This window comes from Providencia sp. PROV200 (assembly GCF_049901995.1).
GTDB lineage: Bacteria > Pseudomonadota > Gammaproteobacteria > Enterobacterales > Enterobacteriaceae > Providencia > Providencia rettgeri_E.
The window spans coordinates 2054498-2072589 of the sequence record NZ_CP096307.1; the positions used below are offsets into that span (position 1 = coordinate 2054498).

Annotated in this window: 22 protein-coding genes; 8 read left to right on the top strand and 14 right to left on the bottom strand. The window is 38.1% G+C overall.

Features of this window, described 5'->3' with window-relative positions; all coding sequences use genetic code 11:
• Window positions 1–15: 15 nt before the first annotated feature.
• Both accA and M1E86_RS09440 read left to right on the top strand, forming a co-directional pair.
• Entirely contained in the window at window positions 16–975 is a 960-nt protein-coding gene (gene accA, locus M1E86_RS09435; RefSeq protein WP_213912748.1) for an acetyl-CoA carboxylase carboxyl transferase subunit alpha, read from the top strand.
• A gap of 41 nt (window positions 976–1016) precedes the next feature.
• Window positions 1017–1907, top strand: coding sequence for a LysR family transcriptional regulator (locus tag M1E86_RS09440; protein WP_213912747.1), 891 nt, complete (start codon window positions 1017–1019; stop codon window positions 1905–1907).
• On the opposite strand, the gene M1E86_RS09445 is transcribed toward M1E86_RS09440, so the two are convergent.
• From M1E86_RS09445 to M1E86_RS09465, 5 genes are all read right to left on the bottom strand, one after another.
• On the bottom strand, window positions 1908–2366 hold the full coding sequence (locus M1E86_RS09445) for an RES family NAD+ phosphorylase (RefSeq protein WP_213912746.1): 459 nt from the start codon (window positions 2364–2366) through the stop codon (window positions 1908–1910).
• Entirely contained in the window at window positions 2363–2824 is a 462-nt protein-coding gene (gene parS / locus M1E86_RS09450) for a type II RES/Xre toxin-antitoxin system antitoxin (protein ID WP_213912745.1), read from the bottom strand. The genes M1E86_RS09445 and parS overlap by 4 nt, the downstream gene beginning before the upstream one ends.
• Window positions 2825–2910: 86 nt before the next feature.
• Window positions 2911–3378 carry a DUF1456 family protein gene (locus M1E86_RS09455; protein WP_125894493.1) on the bottom strand — a complete coding sequence of 156 codons (468 nt, stop codon included), beginning with the start codon at window positions 3376–3378 and terminating at the stop codon, window positions 2911–2913.
• 187 nt (window positions 3379–3565) lie between these two features.
• The gene (locus tag M1E86_RS09460) at window positions 3566–3880 is read right to left on the bottom strand and encodes an AzlD domain-containing protein (RefSeq protein WP_125894496.1); all 315 of its coding nucleotides are present in this window, start codon (window positions 3878–3880) and stop codon (window positions 3566–3568) included.
• Window positions 3877–4578, bottom strand: coding sequence for an AzlC family ABC transporter permease (locus M1E86_RS09465; protein WP_213912744.1), 702 nt, complete (start codon window positions 4576–4578; stop codon window positions 3877–3879). Before M1E86_RS09465 ends, M1E86_RS09460 begins: the two co-directional genes overlap by 4 nt.
• A gap of 464 nt (window positions 4579–5042) precedes the next feature.
• On the opposite strand from M1E86_RS09465, the gene leuE reads away from it, so the two are divergent.
• A complete protein-coding gene (leuE, locus tag M1E86_RS09470; protein WP_213912743.1) occupies window positions 5043–5684 on the top strand; it encodes a leucine efflux protein LeuE in 642 nt (213 codons plus the stop codon).
• A gap of 278 nt (window positions 5685–5962) precedes the next feature.
• Window positions 5963–6436, top strand: coding sequence for an NUDIX hydrolase (locus tag M1E86_RS09475; RefSeq protein ID WP_213912742.1), 474 nt, complete (start codon window positions 5963–5965; stop codon window positions 6434–6436).
• A gap of 23 nt (window positions 6437–6459) precedes the next feature.
• On the opposite strand, the gene M1E86_RS09480 is transcribed toward M1E86_RS09475, so the two are convergent.
• The gene (locus M1E86_RS09480) at window positions 6460–7074 is read right to left on the bottom strand and encodes a LysE family translocator (protein ID WP_213912741.1); all 615 of its coding nucleotides are present in this window, start codon (window positions 7072–7074) and stop codon (window positions 6460–6462) included.
• A gap of 153 nt (window positions 7075–7227) precedes the next feature.
• Between M1E86_RS09480 and M1E86_RS09485 the strand changes: the two genes are divergently transcribed.
• Together M1E86_RS09485 and ddlA are read left to right on the top strand one after the other, a co-directional pair.
• Complete coding sequence (locus tag M1E86_RS09485; protein WP_248466533.1) at window positions 7228–8112, top strand: LysR substrate-binding domain-containing protein; 885 nt, start codon at window positions 7228–7230, stop codon at window positions 8110–8112.
• 133 nt (window positions 8113–8245) lie between these two features.
• Complete coding sequence (ddlA, locus tag M1E86_RS09490; protein WP_102140335.1) at window positions 8246–9349, top strand: D-alanine--D-alanine ligase; 1104 nt, start codon at window positions 8246–8248, stop codon at window positions 9347–9349.
• Window positions 9350–9401: 52 nt separating this feature from the next.
• Here ddlA and M1E86_RS09495 read toward each other — a convergent pair whose 3' ends face one another.
• From M1E86_RS09495 to M1E86_RS09505, 3 genes are all read right to left on the bottom strand, one after another.
• Window positions 9402–9950, bottom strand: coding sequence for an adenylate kinase (locus M1E86_RS09495; RefSeq protein WP_213912739.1), 549 nt, complete (start codon window positions 9948–9950; stop codon window positions 9402–9404).
• A 118-nt stretch (window positions 9951–10068) separates the two neighbouring features.
• Window positions 10069–10842, bottom strand: a complete 774-nt coding sequence (locus M1E86_RS09500) for a GNAT family N-acetyltransferase (RefSeq protein ID WP_125894699.1) — start codon at window positions 10840–10842, stop codon at window positions 10069–10071.
• Window positions 10843–10845: 3 nt separating this feature from the next.
• Entirely contained in the window at window positions 10846–11238 is a 393-nt protein-coding gene (locus M1E86_RS09505) for a hypothetical protein (protein ID WP_319862241.1), read from the bottom strand.
• Window positions 11239–11364: 126 nt separating this feature from the next.
• Between M1E86_RS09505 and M1E86_RS09510 the strand changes: the two genes are divergently transcribed.
• Window positions 11365–12285, top strand: coding sequence for an alpha/beta hydrolase family protein (locus M1E86_RS09510; RefSeq protein ID WP_213912738.1), 921 nt, complete (start codon window positions 11365–11367; stop codon window positions 12283–12285).
• Window positions 12286–12370: 85 nt separating this feature from the next.
• Here M1E86_RS09510 and M1E86_RS09515 read toward each other — a convergent pair whose 3' ends face one another.
• Window positions 12371–13147 (bottom strand): GNAT family N-acetyltransferase, encoded by a 777-nt coding sequence (locus M1E86_RS09515; RefSeq protein ID WP_213912737.1) that lies wholly within the window; start codon window positions 13145–13147, stop codon window positions 12371–12373.
• 184 nt (window positions 13148–13331) lie between these two features.
• On the opposite strand from M1E86_RS09515, the gene yqfB reads away from it, so the two are divergent.
• Window positions 13332–13661 (top strand): N(4)-acetylcytidine aminohydrolase, encoded by a 330-nt coding sequence (gene yqfB / locus M1E86_RS09520; RefSeq protein ID WP_213912736.1) that lies wholly within the window; start codon window positions 13332–13334, stop codon window positions 13659–13661.
• A gap of 190 nt (window positions 13662–13851) precedes the next feature.
• On the opposite strand, the gene M1E86_RS09525 is transcribed toward yqfB, so the two are convergent.
• The 4 genes from M1E86_RS09525 to M1E86_RS09540 form a co-directional block, all read right to left on the bottom strand.
• A complete protein-coding gene (locus M1E86_RS09525) occupies window positions 13852–14655 on the bottom strand; it encodes an NmrA family NAD(P)-binding protein (protein WP_213912735.1) in 804 nt (267 codons plus the stop codon).
• A gap of 253 nt (window positions 14656–14908) precedes the next feature.
• A complete protein-coding gene (locus M1E86_RS09530; protein ID WP_213912734.1) occupies window positions 14909–15898 on the bottom strand; it encodes a D-cysteine desulfhydrase in 990 nt (329 codons plus the stop codon).
• Window positions 15899–15913: 15 nt separating this feature from the next.
• Window positions 15914–17341 (bottom strand): Na+/H+ antiporter NhaC family protein, encoded by a 1428-nt coding sequence (locus M1E86_RS09535; RefSeq protein ID WP_213912733.1) that lies wholly within the window; start codon window positions 17339–17341, stop codon window positions 15914–15916.
• A 175-nt stretch (window positions 17342–17516) separates the two neighbouring features.
• Window positions 17517–18059: a GNAT family N-acetyltransferase gene (locus tag M1E86_RS09540; RefSeq protein ID WP_213912732.1), complete on the bottom strand. Its 543-nt coding sequence runs from the start codon at window positions 18057–18059 to the stop codon at window positions 17517–17519.
• Between the last annotated feature and the right edge of the window lie 33 nt (window positions 18060–18092).

Consider the following 18092-nt stretch of genomic DNA (forward strand, 5'->3'; position numbering starts at 1 on the left):
CATTTTAGGAAAGTTATGACTAACCATTTTCTTGCATTTGAGAAACCCATCGTTGAACTCAATGACAAAATTGAGGCACTTATTGCTTTCAAACAAAAAGGGCATCCTTCAGAAATAAAGTTAGAAGAAGAGATCTTGCTCTTGAAAAAAAAGAGTCATTCGCTGACGAAAACGATATTTGCATCTCTTGGGGCATGGGAAATTGTCCAGTTAGCGAGACATCCACTAAGGCCTTATCCTCTTGATTATATTTCATTAATATTTACTGAATTTCAAGAATTAGCCGGTGACCGTGCTTTTGCTGATGATAAGGCGCTGGTGGGAGGGCTTGCTCGTTTGGATGGTAGGTCTGTTATGGTGCTGGGGCAACAAAAAGGGCGTACAACAAAAGAGAAAGTTATGCGTAATTTTGGTATGCCGTCGCCAGAAGGCTACCGTAAAGCACTCCGTTTAATGAAAATGGCAGAACGTTTCCATTTACCTGTTTTGGTATTTATTGATTCTGCTGGGGCTTACCCCGGTGTTGGCGCTGAAGAGCGCGGACAAGCAGAAGCCATTGCACGCAATATTATCGAAATGTCGCGCTTAAAAACGCCCATTATTTGTGTTATTACAGGTGAAGGTTGTTCTGGTGGTGCGTTAGGCATTGGTGTTGGCGATCGTATTAATATGTTGGAATACAGTACTTATGCAGCGATATCCCCGGAAGGTTGCGCTTCTATTTTGTGGAAAGATCCCCAAAAGGCACAAATTGCAGCGGAAGCAATGGGCATGACTGCGCCACGGTTAAAAGAACTTGGTATTATCGATACTATTATTTCTGAGCCCTTGGGGGGAGCGCACCGCGACTATCAATTAGCTGCACAACAATTAAAACAACAGTTACTGACTGATTTGAATGAACTAACTCAATTAGACATGGAAGTATTGTTGGCGGAACGGTATCAAAAAATAATGGATTTTGGTTACTGCTAATGCTATTAGTTCAGGTTAATAGAAAATTGTAGGGGTTAAATATGGCTGTTGACCTGAATTTATTGAAAGTGTTTATTGCTGTTGCGACACAAGGGAGTTTTGCCAATGCAGCAAAGTTACTTTCAATGCCGACATCGAATGTGAGTCGTTATATTAAACAGCTGGAGCAACAACTTAATAGTCAGTTAATTGAACGAACGACCCGGCAAATGCGGTTGACCGAGACGGGAAACATTTTATTTGAGCAAAGTCAAAAGCTAGTCAGTGAATTAGAACAGGTTGTGGTGCAAATTTGTCATCCACAACAACTTACCGGAACGCTACGGCTAACTATCCCCAGTGAATTTGGTAGCCTACTATTCGCGGATTTATTAGCGAAGTTTGCATTACTACACCCACAATTAAATATTCACTGTGATACACAATTAATGCCTCAAGATGTTATTAGTGATGATATTGATTTATTACTCACATTTCACCGTGGTCACCTTGAGGACAGTAGCTATCACTCACGTTTAATCAAATCATGGCAAAGTGTTGTAGTTGCCGCTCCCCAATTAATTGAACAAGTAGGAAAACCGCATTCATATACGGACTTAGCTAATATGCCATGTATTTCAAGCTTGAGTGCATTGCAGGGACAACCATGGATATTTATTGATTCAGAGGGATTACAGCAAAAAGTGATAGTTAACAGTAACTATCGCGTAAATAGTGGCATTCTAGCTCACGCTGCTGCAATGCACGGTGTTGGTTATGCCATCCTGGCATTAGAAGGGTGTGCCGAACAGATTACACAAAATAAATTAGTGCGAATAGAATTCGATGAGGTATCACCAGCCCCAATAGAACTGCGCGCGGTTTATGCGAGCCGTAGTGCATTATCACCGAAGATAGATGCTTTTTTACAATATTTGTTAGCAAACATTTAGTTATGCTAAGCGTGGGTCAACGTTAAAATCCAGTGGTTTAACCGTCTGTATGGCTTTTTGAAATTGCGGATGCAATGGGTTGAGTATTGCGTTGTATTCATAGGGAATAATACAAGAGGGAATTAACAATACCAAGCTATCTTGGTTATTAAGCCATGTAGTGCCAATATCCATAGTAGAGGTTGGCGCTGGGTCTTGCTGCCAATCCGTTGGAAGGTGGTCTAACGACAACTTCATAACGTACTTATCATTGATATCTATGGATAGTAAACTGAACTGGTTTAATAGTATGTCTTGATTGATGTGAACGAGTATTTCAAGGGTTGCTAATGAAATACTCGTCGATGTATAAACAGCAGGAGTCCCTTTATGATTCCACCGGCCACCGTACAACATAGCTCCTTGCCCCGACCATGCATCGTGAACAAAACTGGATTTCACCAATCGATATAAAATCATGAAAATACACCATGTTCAATGCGGCCAATTAAATCAATTACTTCAATAGCACCGCTTTCTGTCGCGATAAGCTCAATAGGGCGTAAGTGACCCAAGCCTTTCACTGGATGATTGAGCCAATCACTTGCTGCGTGTTTATCACCATTAAATAAACGCACTGCGGCATCAAATACCCGTACTAGACGTGCAATTCGTTCACTTTCATCTACATTTAGGGGCTGGCCAGCATTTTTACGACGAGCAATATTGCGTTCATTGATGCCAGATATCCGCAATAGTTCTGTTTTGCTCACCCCTGACCACTCTTGGATATTGTCTAAGACAGAGACAGATAGGCCTTGACGTAAATAGTGGGTCAATTCAATACCCCTTTCAGCGGGTAACCCGACATGGCGCCATAGTGGCTTAAAAGCAGAAGCTGCGGGTTGAATTGGCGTTGTGGGGATATAGTTTCTCATTTGAACCTCCTGACATTTGTCATTTTTATTATAGACAAATGTCAGGGGGATGTAAAATAAACGAATAAAAAACGAGCAGGATACGGTTACTTATTACCACGTAGGCGAATTGTCAGGCCTTTTAGGAAGTAACGCAGCAATTGGTCTCCACATTCGCGGTAGTTTTTATGACCTGGTTTGCGAAATACAGCGTTAAGTTCAGGCTTAGATACACGAAAGTCAACAAGCTGATAAATTTCAATCATATCTGTATCTTTTAATTCAAAAGCCACGCGTAATTTTTTGAGCATAATATTGTTATTAAGGCGGCTATCAACTTCAGGTGCGGGATGGTTTTCATCTTTTCCACGACGGTGATAAATTAAACCGTTTAGAAAATGCCCCATGACATTATCGTTACATTCAACATATTCAGGCTCATTATCTTTTTTTAACCAAGCCACCATTTCTTCTTTTGTAACATCCAAATCTGCAAGTTTTACGATTTTAACCATTTGGGCGTCGCTTAAGTCCAACATATAGCGAACGCTGCGTAAAACATAATTATTAAGCATGGTATTGTATTATCCATTATCTATAAAAGTTAATTGGCTATTTATTGAGTAAGGCCAATAAAGTATTCACTATGACAATCAATGACAGGGTGAAATTGAAAAGGAATGTATTTTGAGAGGGGCATATTATGAGGGATTAACCAAGATAAAGCAAAGTGCTAAACGATGCTTTATCCTGAATAATAAGTTAACCGATGAAATAAATAAGGGAATAGAAAAATACTAAGGTAAGACCGACAGTTAACAGCATATTTTTCAATACTAAGGCAACAACGACACAGAATAACGCCCCCCATAAATAAGGATTATCTGGGAAGGAACGTAGCTCATGGTTTTCCAATAAGATAACAGGGGCACAAATTGCGGTTAATAAGCAAGGTGCTGAGTACCCTAACGCTTGACGAACTACAAGTGGGAGGCGTATTGGCAACTGTGGTATTAGAAAAATATAACGTAGAGTAAAAACAACCGCTGTTAAGGTAATAATTAAAAGCCAAATCATTTTTCTTCCTTCAATATACGTGAAACAGTCACTGATACAAACATCCCACCCACACCTGCGATAACAATAGCACTGCTAAAGGAGTACATTGAAAGTACGATAGCGACAACGAGCGAAAAGATAACGCCACAAAGCGTACTAATTTTTCTGGTTAATGGAACGACGATCGCGAGCAAAGTTGCAACCACAGAAAAGTCGAGATGTAAGCGGCTCAAATCGCCCACAATATTGGCCATGGCAATACCACAAAGGCTAGTAATTAACCAAACAAGATAAAAACTAAACCCAGCACCAAAGAGATAGGGAAAACTTAAACCCTGGCGTTTAGCAGCGCTAATCGCAAATAGTTCGTCAGTCAGCAAAAAGCCGATGCTAAGGCGCTGAGGCGTTGTAAAGTCTTTAACTTGGGGGCGCAAAGTCAGCCCATAGAGTAAGTGCTGGGAAGTAATAAAAAAAACAGAAATAACAATTGTGATATAGCCAGCACCCGAGTTAAGCAACCCAAGAGTGACTAACTGTGCTGCGCCTGCAAATACCATTGCAGACATCGCTACGCTTTGCCAGAAATCGAGACCAGTTTCAACTGCCATTGAACCCGCTAAAACTCCCCAAGGAATAACAGCGAGATTGAGAGGAGCGGTATGAACCGCGCCTGCCATCATCGCTTTTTGCCATTGATTACTTTGTTGTGACGCCATTTAAGCTAACCTTATTGTAGTTATGAGCACTTATATAATTTGATTGATTTTAAAATTAGTGGTGGGATATTTTAGTTTCATACAGGCTTTATCCGATTTTACTTCTAAATAGCACCGACTTTTATGTTATAACGCGAAACCTTAATCAAATCACTACTGCTATTTTTATTTGCTCCGTGGCATTAAATGCCACCTAAACTTTGAATTTTGGTGTTTATTGCTATTTAACTAGCTGTTTATAGCTAGCTTCTGATTAAGATGGTTATATTGGATTATTGTTTCGATTTAACCCTCCAGTTCAATGGTGTTCATCTAGTATTTTGCATTTAATTGGTTTTATATCTTGTAATGTAATTATCAGGTAGTGATATCTTTTACAAGTCATATAAAGCCTGTATCATAATAACCATAAAGAAACAATGTGAATTTTTTGTTATAACTTTTATTGAGTTAGCGGGTTTCCTATGCTTGAAAATCTCGGTATTACAAATTTATGGACTTATCTTATCGGTGTTATTTTTATTACACTGGTACCAGGCCCTAATTCTTTATTTGTTTTAACTAGCAGTGCAAAATATGGTGTGAAAAATGGTTATAAAGCCGCATTAGGTGTCTTTACAGGAGATGCTATCCTCATTTTTCTCTCATTTTTAGGCGTTGCATCTTTAGTAAAAACATCACCTATCTTTTTTAGTGTTATAAAATACGCAGGGGCAGCTTATTTATTTTATTTAGGGATGAAAACCCTGTATAGCGTATTATATAAGAAAGAAAATACAGGTGATGTTGATTCAATTATCTTAGAAACCAAGGGTATCTATAAAAAAGCTGTTTTTTTAAGTTTACTAAATCCTAAGATGATCATTTTTTATGTTTCATTTTTTATCCAATTTATTGACCCAGCTTACCCAAGTGCAGGCGTGCCATTTTTTATCCTTGGCGTCATTTTAGAAGTCTGTAGCATGATTTATTTATCACTATTGATTTTTGGCGCGATTGCCGTAACGAATATGGTCAAACATAATAAAAAACTGTCTAAGTTCTCTAATAGCTGTATTGGTGCCGTATTCTTGATGTTTGGAGCAAAACTTGCACTAACCGCATAATGGTTTTATTAGAAATAGCTGGCCCATGGTTGGCTATTTTTTTACCTCTAACGTTTTATGACGGTTACTCCCTTAACATTCACCTATCTCTGCTCTGTGTCCTCCCAGTCCATTTGACGGTATAGTGCTTATATGCTTGGCGAGTATAAATAGCTAATGTAGCGATAACATTTAAAGTAACAAGATAATACGCTAACCCTTTAATCTTTAATGGTTATATAGAAAGTGACTATGTAGCTTCTGTATTAGAAGTAAAATGAAAAAAGGAATGTGATGGAATGAGTGGGGAAATTAAACATTTTACAGCAACAGCAATGATCCGTAATGAGCATGGTGAGTTTTTATTACACGAACATCAACAACTTGGTTTTTGGTTACCCCCAGGTGGCCACATTGAAGAGAATGAAGAACCACAACATGCGGTTTTTCGAGAAGTTCTTGAGGAAACAGGGCTAGAGTGCCAAGTGATTAGTTGCGGTTTTCCATTTGCCTCACAAGTGCATGATTCATCTCATACACAAGTACTACCGTTACCCATTGCTATTTTGAAAGAATTTATTGCAGATAAAAAGAGAGGAAATCATTGGCATATTGATATGATTTACTTATGTGAGCTATTACCCTCATCACAACTGCCTTTTGCTCCATTTGAATGGGTACCATTTGAGAAACTCGCCAAACTCAATATTCCTGAAGATGTCATTGAGCTGGCGAAAGTGGTTAATGAATACTATCGGTCGCAGGGTAAATAGCGATAATTTATGTGAATATAAGATTAATTTACATTAAAAAATAATAAAGATAATCCCAATAGAATGAGTAGCGCGCCAATTGTTCTATCCATAATAAATTGGTAGTTAAGAATTTTGTTACGTACTACTGGTGTTGCAAAGAAAATAGCAATTAGACTAAACCAAAGCCAATGAGCGAACGAAATAAATAGGCCATAACTCAAATTTAACCAAATTGAGTTCTGTGTACTGATCACTTGGCTATACACAGAAACGACAAAGAACATGGTTTTTGGATTTAATGCATTCGTTAAAAAACCATTTTTAAACGCATTTAAGGCAGATAATGGTTGTGAGGCGGTTTTGTCTGAGGATATTTTGACTTTATTGGTCAATGATTTAAACCCGATGTACACCAAATAAAATACACCAATAAGTTTAACGATTAAGAATAATGTTGGTGAACTCAAAATGACTAAAGTGATGCCGAAAACGGTATAAAACACATGAACTTGCACACCTATGGCGATACCTAGCGCACACAGTAAGCCTATTTTAATTCCATAGGTATAACTATTACGAGTTACCATAGCAAAGTCCGGTCCCGGACTAATGACAGCTAAAATGGTTATAGTCGCTACTGCAATAATTTCATTCATATTAATTTCCTAAAAGGTAATAAAAACAGACCAAAAATGTGTTTTTTTTGAAAATGTTTGTTTATTTATTGTTTTTATTATCAATAGATTGAATAAAACTAAAAAGCGATTTATCCTGACAAAAATCTGTCAGTTTTCGTTACCTATATATATATGAAACTACCACCATTAACGTCATTACGTTTTTTTGATACTGCGGCAAAAGCAGGCAGTTTTGTGCAAGCGGCACATGAGCTGAATGTGACTCACAGCGCAATTAGCCGACAAATTCGTTTATTAGAAGAATACCTTGGTGTTGAGTTATTCGAACGAAGGAACCGTGCTGTTTTTTTAACAGCGAACGGCCAGATATTGTTACAAACCACTAGTGCGATATTTGAGCAACTCAAAGAAGGGGTTGAAAAGATAAAAAACAGCGCATTTCCGGATGTTGTTAGCTTATCTTGTGAGCCAACCATTGCAATGAAATGGTTAATACCTCGACTTACGCATTTTTATCAGCAATATCCTCATATTACGGTACATTTAGTCGCGGCTGGTGGTGTCATTGATTTCACAAAAACGAATGTTGATTTAGCATTGAGGCGTAATGATTTTAAATGGAATGACAATCTTTTCGCGGTAAAAGTGTGTGCAGAACGAATGGGCGTTGTGGTTCGGCCTGAACTTGATTTTAAGAAAAACGTTAATCATATAGCACTGCTATCAACCACCTCTAGGCCTAATGCATGGGAAACTTGGCAAAGTATAAAAGAAATAGATCTTAAAAATAGTAAAACGATTACATATGAGCATTTTTACTTGTGTATTCAAGCGGCCTTAGCTGGGCAAGGGGCGGCTCTCGCGTCATTTTTGATGGTTGCCGACGAAATACAATCGAAACAATTAGCCGCGCCATATGGTTTTATTGAAGATAATTCAGCGTACTATTTATTGTCATCGAAACCTGTTGAGCAAGGTAGTGCAGCGGCTATTTTTACGCAGTGGCTAATTGAACAGGTGAATATCAGTATTGAAACTCTGATAGATAAAAGATAATTAGCTATCAAAAAAAGAAGGTTTGGTTATAAAGCCAGCGAGTCTTAATGAAAAATAAATAATTTATGCCATAACCTTTTCTTTGCATGCTATATTTCTCGGCTAGGTTTGGTGTTTTATGTCGGAGCAAATAATGAGCAAAATACGAGTCGGTGTTATTTTTGGTGGTCGATCAACAGAACATGAAGTTTCACTACAGTCCGCTAAAAATATTATCAATGGGTTAGATCGCAATAAATTTGATGTATGCCTTTTGGGGATTAATAAAGAAGGGCAATGGCATGAATATAACGAATCTGATTATTTATTGCATGGTGATGATCCCTCTCGTATTGCGTTAAATACGCCTAAGCGAGCCATCGCACTTGTTCCAGGTAAAACGAGCGAGCAATTTATTTCGTTAGAAGATGCCAAGCCATTGCCACAAATCGATGTTATTTTTCCTATTGTTCACGGTAACTTAGGCGAAGACGGCTCGCTGCAAGGGTTATTGCGCATGGCGAATTTGCCATTTGTAGGCCCAGGTGTTTTAGGCTCCTCTGCCTGCATGGATAAAGACGTTACCAAAAGACTACTTAGAGACGCAGGCTTAAATATTGCTCCATTTATAACAGTGCTCAAAAATGAACGTGCAACAACTGAATATGAAGCAACCGTGGCGCAATTAGGCTTACCGCTATTTATTAAACCGGCGAACCAAGGCTCGTCCGTTGGGATCAGTAAAGTCAGCACTGAATCGGAATTTAACGCGGCATTGGATTTTGCCTTCTTATTTGATATGAAAGTCCTTATTGAAAGCGCAGTAAAAGGGCGTGAAATTGAGTGCGCCGTATTGGGTAATGAAGAACCGCTTGCCAGCCCTTGTGGTGAAATCGTATTACACGACAGTTTCTATGCGTACCACACTAAATATATTGATGAAAATGGCGCTTCTGTCGTGGCTCCTGCGCAATTAGATGATGCAGTAAGTGATAAAATACGTGAGATTGCCTTATCTGCGTACCGTGCACTAAATTGCAGTGGCATGTCCCGTGTAGATGTTTTCTTAACGGAAAACAATGATGTAGTCATCAATGAAATCAACACATTGCCTGGCTTTACAAATATCAGTATGTATCCAAAATTGTGGCAGCAAGGTGGTATGACATACCCGCAATTAATCAGCCGATTGATTGAGTTAGGAATTGAAAAATTCCAACAAACTGCGATGTTAAAAACAGCATGTGATGAGCTTTAATCGCTGAGTAAAATACTGTCTCGGTGGTCTTTATGACTACCGAGATGTTTCTTTACCCTGAAACTTGAGCTTTCATCTGTTGCAAAAATAAATTTGTTTCTTTTGGAGAAGTGAGCCGAACAAACTGAATATGGCGTAAGTTGATATTAGCCATATGACCTAAGTTTCTTTTCTTATTTGGATAGTAAGTTTTTAGCAGCCACAAAATTATCGAATCACGGCTGAAAAAAGCATTTTTCCAACATTCTTTATTGCCTGTATGTTCCCATAACTCCTGTCCAGAATGAATGCGTGATAATGTGCGCGTAATTGACTGATAAAGGGTTCGAGGCAAGGAGTAATCCAACCAGACCACCATATCAACCTCTTTCCATTTAATAGGTTGAGTCCGTGTATAGTTGCCATCAAGGACCCAGCCAGATCCCGCTTTATTTAATGCAGAGGTGAGTTTCTGGTTAAGCTCATCATCCGAAGAACCTTGCCAATTTGCTAGCCAATATAAGCTATCTAACTCAATAGAAGGGACATTTAATAACAAAGAAAGTTGCTGGCAAAGGGTACTTTTACCGCTGCCACTCGTGCCAATAATATTAATTTTCATATGTAAACATCAGACGGATTTTGTTATTAGGGTTGATTTGGAATGACTGAAAGTGGAACCATTGCCTGAGCAATAGTTCCAGATTAGATGCATCTACAAGTAACGGAATCGCTGTAAATTACTTGCACCAAACATAATTGATGTAGCGAAACAGTGGCTCAAAGCCAAATTTTTTATATAGGTCAAAACCTGCTTCAGATGCATCTAGGAAGCAGTGCTCTACGCCTTGCTGGCGGCAAAATGCAAGTGCGTAATCAATGAGTTGTGAAGCGTAACCATTACCTTGGTGGCTTGGCTCAGTCCCAATATCATCAAAACGGGCTAACGTTCCTTCAATCGTCACAGTCATTGAGGTCGCAGGCTCGCCATTGACGAGTAACACAAGGTGAAACTGAGGAGCGCCTTGCTGTAGTGCATCTTCATGATAACGCACATATTCCTGAATAACCTGGTCGTGTTCTTCAGACAGATAAAATGCAGAAACCAGCGGTTTTGCCCATAATGACAAATCGTGATTCGCTAAGACGATATCGACTTGGTTATCAGGCAGTTCAACTTCATTTTGCTTCGCTAAGGTTAATGCCATCGCGGTGGTGACGCTGTCACGTTTATACCCTAAAGATTCGGCTTCATTAACCACCTGCGGGAGCATCTCTTCGGGGATCACTAAGGTATGATTTTTCTTTTGTGAAACAAACAGGTTGTGAGCCTGCATAAAGGCGTGACTGGTCGAGTCAGGCTGCAAATAAATGAAGTTAAACGCCGGCGAATTAAGGGGCGTTAAATAGCAAATTGTGTGTTGTGCAATCTGGATACTATGTTCACAAATAGATGTCCAAAACGTTTTTTCAATGGATTGGTAATGTCTTAAATAGTACAACGGAATATTCATTTGTCAGTTACCTGATGCAAAACGAGTTAATCGATATGGGCCAAGGGCAGCTTGTTCTATTCCATGCAAGATTTCATCTTGAGCCAATTGGCATATCAAAGGCGCTAGCGTGATCGCAGCGTGCATACTGATAATATATAAACCTTCGAAATCAGCAACTTTTCCGACAATTGGCATTTCATCTTTAGGCATAGGTCGCATTCCTATGAAAGCGTTTTCAAAATTTAACGTATGACTACCTATAAATGAATTTTTAATCGTTGTAAGGGCATTTTGTGCGATAGCCATCGCACAATGCTCGGGCTTTTCACTAATATAATCTTCAGCACAGAGTATTTTACCTGAACCTACCGTTCGTAGCTCCATTTGTGGTGTCGAAATGATATGTTGAACCAATGTTTGTTCGATAGAATCATTTATATGCACAATGATGGAGGGGGAGGGAATAACAGGTAATTATTTATTATAAAAAACGTAATATAATGTCGTCGAAAGGCTCTTGTAAAACATAATGAGTGTATGATGAAATTTAAAATTGCTGCTCTGTTATTTTCAACTTATTCGTTAAGTGTATTTGCTCAGGATTTACCTGTGAATATGCAAACTCTTCACCTAGCGGGCAAAGAAATAAACTATTACTTAATCCAAAAGCAAGCAGAAAAATCAAAGGATTTATTAGTTTTATTACAGGGTTCTGATTGTAAAAGTGTTATTAATAATCCCAATATGTTGAAAAATTTCGGTGCTGTATTCCCTGATAATGATATTTTATTAGTTGAAAAAACAGGGCTAAACAATTATGTGGGGACTAAAGATGAAGAAGCTTCGGAAGAAGAATGTCCTGTTGACTATATGTCGAAAGACTCGCCATTAGAACGCGCCAATAATTATATCGTGGTATTAAAACAATTGAAAAATGATTACCAACACATCGTGCTATTAGGCGGAAGTGAAGGTGCGTTGGTGACTAATTTAATTGTTGCTCAAGAAAACTTTATTACCGCATCCGTTGCATTGAATGTTGGTGGTCAATATTTTATCAATGACGTATTGTACAGTATTGAAAATAATACACCTAAAGAAGAGGTTGCAAACTCAAAAGAAGGTTTTAAACAATTTGCAGAGGCAGTAAAACAAAAACAATTAAATAACGACCAATTTGTCAGCGGCCATGGCTCAAGATGGTGGTATGAGATGCTCACCATTGACAATTTAGAACTTATCCAGTCAGTTAAAACACCACATTTGGTGATACAAACGATGACGGATACCAACGTGGATGCTCATGGTACAGATAATATGATGAAACAAATCCGTAATCCCCATGTCAGCTACCGAGCATATCAAGATTTAGACCATTTTTTTAAAGATAAAGATGGGCAGTTACATACTGAACACATTGTGGCGGATATTCAAGATTGGTACCAAATGGTGACAAAATAAAGTGGATATATTAGTGGGTGACTCCCAACTATGATATCACCCTGTACAATTATGTATCTTGGTTATTAAGATGCGTTCAATAAAATCACTCTGCAATATAGCTGTAGTAATTAAATATAGGTTCAAAACCCAGCTTTTTATAAATAGACAAACCATCACTGGATGACTCTAATACACACTGTTTAATCCCTTGCTGATGGCAAAGGGATAGCGCATGTTTAATAAGTAAAGTCGCGAGCCCTTTACCTTGGTATTGAATATCAGTGCCAATATCATCAAGTCGAGCTGTTTGATTATTAAATGTCATAGTTAAGGTTGAAACTGGTTGCTGATCTGCAAATAAGACTAAGTGCACCATATTAGTTTGCTTATCAAGGGCTCTTTGATGGTACCGAATATACTCGTCGGTAACCGTTGAATCATCTGTATCAGAATCGACAGGGAATGCCGTAATTAAAGGCTGAGCCCAATCTTTAAGTTGATTATTGCTCAACACTACCTGAAAACCAGAACTAAGCTGTGGTGGTGAATTGTATTGTGATAAAACCTCTTGCGGCAAAATCATCGCGGTTGATTCACCATCTGCGACTAATCCGCGTGTTGCTATTTCCGTCTCAAATACTGAAAGCACCTGGTCATGAACAACCAATACATAAGGTTTAGCTTGCTGTTTGAATAACGCTTCGGCCTTTTCGTAATCTGAAATGAGGGCGCCTTGGTGGAGATAAATATAATTAAATATAGGTAATGGTAGCTCAGAAAAATAAGCGCTAGTTTGGTTGCTGATTTTCACCGCATTCGCACATATTGCAGACCAAAAATAGTGCTCTTGTTGATAGAATAAATTTTCATTGTTATTCATTATGTGTACTCAATTTATTGTAGTAGATAATATTTTATAGTTTGATTGTATATAAGACTGATTGATCACTATAGTGTTCGTAAAATTAGAAGCACAAAAAGAACCATTTTATTGCAATTTATTAGGTTTATAAGAAAATAGGGGCTCCTAACAAAGGTATTGCATAAGAAATAAGAGAAATATTATGAATAACGCCCCTGACACGATAACCTTTTTTGAGCGTCTACTTCCACTGGTGGTTTCCGGTAAAAAAATTATCACTATCCGTGATAAAAGCGAAAGCCACTATATTCCTGGGACTATTGTGAAGGTATACGCGCTGGAAACAGGTGAATATTATACTGATATTAAAATATTGTCGGTAGAGCCAATTTCTTATGATGACATTTCTGAATACCATGCTAAGCAAGAAGCCATGAGTCTAGAGACGTTGAAAACGCTTATCAAAGAGATTTACCCAAACGAGCAATATTTATACGTAATCACTTACCAATTGCTGAATAGCACTGATTAATCACGATGTTTCGAAGATGAGCAAATCAGCACGGTGATCTTCATTGGCGGAATATTAATCATTTTGGGAATGCTGACTGTGAGTAAAAATTAATATAAAAATAGGCCAAGTAGAGGCCTATTTTACGTTTATTTAAATTGTTCTTGGTGCTTCAAAATAAATTCTTTAAGTGATGTCGGTGCTTTGCCTGTTATTTTTGAAAATTATCGAAAACCATTCCTGAGCGGTCTAATGTTCCATTAGTAAAATCTACATAATGGTCATAGATACTTTTCATATAGGCGAGCTCTAAATTATTTTTAAGGGCATGTTGCCAGAATTCATCGGGATTTTCTGCCTGATAGCTGAAAGGGATCCCCAACTCTTCTGTTAATAACTCAGCTATTTGTGTGTAATTTCTATTTTCATAACCAAGGCGATAAATTTGGCCTGCGTGCTGTTGCGGGTTAAGTAAGCAATAAGCCGCAAGTTCAGCAACATCAGCACAGTCTACCCAACTGAGTACCGCATTGCCAAAATAAGAGCGCAAGACACCTTTTTGCAAGTTCTCATCCCCTTGGTAACCCAATAAGTTTTGCATATAAGATTCGGGGCGAAGGTGAGTAAATTGTATTCCTGACCATTCAATATAGCGTTCAATAAGTTGGTGCCATGCCCAATGTGCCACTTGCGCGTCATCGTCCCCACATGCACCTAAATGCACGATATATTTCACGGCTGATTTTTTTGCGATATCAACAAAAACCTTGCTTTGTACAAGCATATCAATGGTATATCCTGTCATCATGAAAACAGAGTCGATACCTTGTAAAGCGGTTTCAATAGTATCTGGCTTATCATAATCCATTAACACAGTGCGATAAGATGTATTTTTTAATTTAGCGGCGTCTCTAACGGCTAAAACAACATCATGATAGCCTTTTTCCTGTAATGATTGAACGAGGTAGTGACCAACCTGACCTGTCGCACCAGTGATAAGAATTGTATTTTTCATGAATATCCTATAGTGACAATATATTCAGTTAAAGTGTTTTGCTCATAATATATTCAAGATATTATTGAGCAATAAAGCGTTATATTTTGTCGCTTTTCTTAATGTAAGAGGAACTTGGTTTATAAACATATTCTCCTGAGCTTTATCAGTGTATAGCAATCAATTGATAAATGTTATAGAAGAGGAAAAGTAGAGCATTCTTGGTACTAGGGGGAAGATAAAAGGGCAATCTAACCCTTTTATCTGAAAATGATTATTTAATTGTTTGGCTAATATCTGAGTAAGCAAATAACGCTTGGGCTCCACCTGTATGAATAAATAGAATGGGTGTTTTTTCTTCAGCGTTTTCTAAGTAATCAATTAGCCCAGCCATGGCTTTACCCGTATAAACGGGGTCTAATAAAATACCTTCTTGCTGCGCTAATAAGTTGATTGCGGCGAGGCCTTTTTGGTTTGGCATTCCATACATTGGAGCAAAAAAGTTATCCCATAGCTGTACCTTTGGGGTTTTATCTAGAGACAACCATTGAGCCAGTTCGGATTGCAATTTTTCAACTTTAGGGGCCTGGTCTTGTTGCTTTCTTGAAACGGTTACGCCAATTACTTGACTTTGCGGTAATAGTTCTTGTAAACCAATGGCAAGGCCTGCATGCGTTCCAGCACTCCCAGAGGCAACAATCACTTTGTCAAATTCAATATGTGCTGGTTTCTGTTGAGCTATTTCAATAGCGCACTGAATATAGCCTAAAGCACCTAATGTATTTGACCCACCCACAGGGACAATGTAGGCATCTTTTAGAGACAGTGTTTCAATTAGTGCTTCCATTTGAGATTGCGGGTCGGTTAATTCATCACACATGACACAGCGAGTGCCAAATAAGTCAGTTAATAGTTTATTACCATTATGTAGAAAGTTAGGGTTATCACTTTGAATTGGGTTTTCTAACAAAGCGACACACTCAAGCCCATACATGGCAGCAACAGCCGCAGTTTGGCGGACATGGTTTGATTGAATTGCTCCCGCAGTAACAATAATCTTTGCATTTTTGGCTAATGCATCGGCCATTAAAAATTCGAGTTTACGTAATTTATTTCCCCCCATAGCAAGAGGGGTCATATCATCACGCTTGATATAGATCTCACGGCCAAACTTATGCGATAAATTATTTAATCGATTAAGAGGAGTCGATGCGTTAAGTAAATCTATTTTTTTAAACTGTGCTAATTGTTGTTGAAGAGACATCTAAACTCCCAATAATTAATAAGAGAAACCAAGATAAAGGTAAATAGCAAGTACAACACTGGCCGTTACAAGAGCATAAGGCATTTGTGTTCGGATATGTTCAATATGTTCGCAGTCTGTCGCCATTGAAGCAACAATAGCATCCGCAGAGATTGGAGAGGTCATATCACCAAATATTGAGCCAGAAATTGCTGCACCTATCATATATTCTACAGGCATTCCTACTGACAGGCCTAATTGGACGCCGATAGGGATCATTATAGCGAAAGTTCCCCAAGAGGTACCTGTAGCTAAAGACATAATAGCGCTAATAATAAAGATAAAGCCAATAGAAAACCCTGGAGGCATAACCCCTTGAGTAACTTCAGCAATATAAGCACCAGTATTTAATTCTGCAGAAACATTACCCATTAAGAATGCTAAAATCATAATTGAGCTAATTTTTAGCATGTTGGCATAACCGATAAACAACTCTTTGAAAAATGCATCAATATTTAATAGACGTCGGCCGATAAACCAACAGAAAGAAACTACGGTACCAAACATGACACCCCAATATACGGATGTCGATCCACTTCCTTTGCTAAAGTCACCGTCGCCTGTAATATACAGAGCAATAGGTACCATTAACACCGTCGATAAAATAGGAATAAAAAAGTTTAATGAGGAATGAGCATTAGGATGGTCAATAATCTCTTCTTCGCTATCTTGGCTTTGTAATTGAGATATATTTCCAGCAATAAAATTCTGTTGATACTTTTCTTCCGCTTTTTTCATGGGACCCCATGAAACGTTAGTAAATACATAGAATAGGATAGTTAGAATGGATAGCCATGCCATTAAGTTGTATCCAATCGAAGTAATTAAAATATCAAAAGGCTCGCCTTGAATCAGTCCTTGGGATATTTGCACCCCAATTAACCCCATGATTACCGCTCCCCAACCATTGATGATGGCCGAGGAACAAACAGAAACACACGCTGTTTGGATAATATAGGACATTTTTTCAGGGGCAATACCATATTGCCGTGCTAGATTTTTAGTTGAGGCGCCGGCGACTAATTGGTTAATTGAGCTTTCAATAAAAATAAGAGAAGTAATGATGATGGCAAGCAACTGGGTAGATTTACGGTTTTTAATTAATTTTGTCTTATTGGTAAGTAACTGAACTAACGCACGAACACCACCGGTAACCACAACAAGCCTCATGATCCCACCGATCATAACCATAAAGACAATTGTTCGCGTATTCCCTGCAGATGAAAATGTATCAATAATACCATCAACGGTACCTTGAACACCTAATAATACGTTGTGGTCATGAATGACAGTAAAACCAACGAGTATTCCTAACATTAATGAAAGCATGACTTGGCGAGTTAATATCGCCAATATTATAGTCACAATGGGAGTGATAACGGTCCAAATACCATAGTCCTGCATGTGTTTACCTGTGATCTGAGAGAAAATATGAATTTTATAATTATTGAAAAATCATAGCATCAATAGGAACACGGTAGAATAATTTTATGTAGTTTGAAATGAGTTGTGACAATAAATTAATAAGAAAAAGGCCAAACAGATAAATGCTGGCCATATGTACAGATAGAATCAAATATTACTGTCGAGCTTGCCACTCTTTAGCCGTTATTTTACTAATATCTTCTGTTTTAGTTTCACCAATTAATTCAATAAATTTTGGTCCAAGAGTTGCATAGTATTTGAAACCACATTTCTCTTGAGCAATTTTAGATTGTTCGTTGCCTTGAAAGTAACCGCACCACAAATTATCTAATTTCAAATCAGTGAAAGCATGGTGCATGATGGCGTTAATTGATTCTGGAATAATACCTTTACCCCAGAACGGTACACCTATCCAATAGCTAACTTCTGCATCATTTTCACCAATAGAATAATTACTTTCATGGCTGAATGATAAACCAATCAAGCCAATAGCTTTGTTCTCATTTTTTAACGTTACAGCGTAAATTTCATCACGCATAAAAATATTCTTGATGATAGAAAGACTCTCTTCTTCGTTTTTGTGAGCAGGCCAACCTGCGATTGGGCCAATTCTTTCATCTTTTGCATAGAAATATAAATCAGCGGCATCTGTTTCTTGCCAAGGACGCAATACTAACCTATTTGTTGTAAGAACCATTTTATCAGCTCCTCATTATGGCATCTCCTAACT

Excerpts from the sequence above, each read along its gene's own strand:
- accA (WP_213912748.1), top strand. The coding sequence starts at position 16 with ATGACTAACCATTTTCTTGCATTTGAGAAACCCATCGTTGAACTCAAT.
- M1E86_RS09440 (WP_213912747.1), top strand. The coding sequence starts at position 1,017 with ATGGCTGTTGACCTGAATTTATTGAAAGTGTTTATTGCTGTTGCGACA.
- M1E86_RS09445 (WP_213912746.1), bottom strand. The coding sequence starts at position 2,366 with ATGATTTTATATCGATTGGTGAAATCCAGTTTTGTTCACGATGCATGG.
- parS (WP_213912745.1), bottom strand. The coding sequence starts at position 2,824 with ATGAGAAACTATATCCCCACAACGCCAATTCAACCCGCAGCTTCTGCT.
- M1E86_RS09455 (WP_125894493.1), bottom strand. The coding sequence starts at position 3,378 with ATGCTTAATAATTATGTTTTACGCAGCGTTCGCTATATGTTGGACTTA.
- M1E86_RS09460 (WP_125894496.1), bottom strand. The coding sequence starts at position 3,880 with ATGATTTGGCTTTTAATTATTACCTTAACAGCGGTTGTTTTTACTCTA.
- M1E86_RS09465 (WP_213912744.1), bottom strand. The coding sequence starts at position 4,578 with ATGGCGTCACAACAAAGTAATCAATGGCAAAAAGCGATGATGGCAGGC.
- leuE (WP_213912743.1), top strand. The coding sequence starts at position 5,043 with ATGCTTGAAAATCTCGGTATTACAAATTTATGGACTTATCTTATCGGT.
- M1E86_RS09475 (WP_213912742.1), top strand. The coding sequence starts at position 5,963 with ATGAGTGGGGAAATTAAACATTTTACAGCAACAGCAATGATCCGTAAT.
- M1E86_RS09480 (WP_213912741.1), bottom strand. The coding sequence starts at position 7,074 with ATGAATGAAATTATTGCAGTAGCGACTATAACCATTTTAGCTGTCATT.
- M1E86_RS09485 (WP_248466533.1), top strand. The coding sequence starts at position 7,228 with ATGAAACTACCACCATTAACGTCATTACGTTTTTTTGATACTGCGGCA.
- ddlA (WP_102140335.1), top strand. The coding sequence starts at position 8,246 with ATGAGCAAAATACGAGTCGGTGTTATTTTTGGTGGTCGATCAACAGAA.
- M1E86_RS09495 (WP_213912739.1), bottom strand. The coding sequence starts at position 9,950 with ATGAAAATTAATATTATTGGCACGAGTGGCAGCGGTAAAAGTACCCTT.
- M1E86_RS09500 (WP_125894699.1), bottom strand. The coding sequence starts at position 10,842 with ATGAATATTCCGTTGTACTATTTAAGACATTACCAATCCATTGAAAAA.
- M1E86_RS09510 (WP_213912738.1), top strand. The coding sequence starts at position 11,365 with ATGAAATTTAAAATTGCTGCTCTGTTATTTTCAACTTATTCGTTAAGT.
- M1E86_RS09515 (WP_213912737.1), bottom strand. The coding sequence starts at position 13,147 with ATGAATAACAATGAAAATTTATTCTATCAACAAGAGCACTATTTTTGG.
- yqfB (WP_213912736.1), top strand. The coding sequence starts at position 13,332 with ATGAATAACGCCCCTGACACGATAACCTTTTTTGAGCGTCTACTTCCA.
- M1E86_RS09525 (WP_213912735.1), bottom strand. The coding sequence starts at position 14,655 with ATGAAAAATACAATTCTTATCACTGGTGCGACAGGTCAGGTTGGTCAC.
- M1E86_RS09530 (WP_213912734.1), bottom strand. The coding sequence starts at position 15,898 with ATGTCTCTTCAACAACAATTAGCACAGTTTAAAAAAATAGATTTACTT.
- M1E86_RS09535 (WP_213912733.1), bottom strand. The coding sequence starts at position 17,341 with ATGCAGGACTATGGTATTTGGACCGTTATCACTCCCATTGTGACTATA.
- M1E86_RS09540 (WP_213912732.1), bottom strand. The coding sequence starts at position 18,059 with ATGGTTCTTACAACAAATAGGTTAGTATTGCGTCCTTGGCAAGAAACA.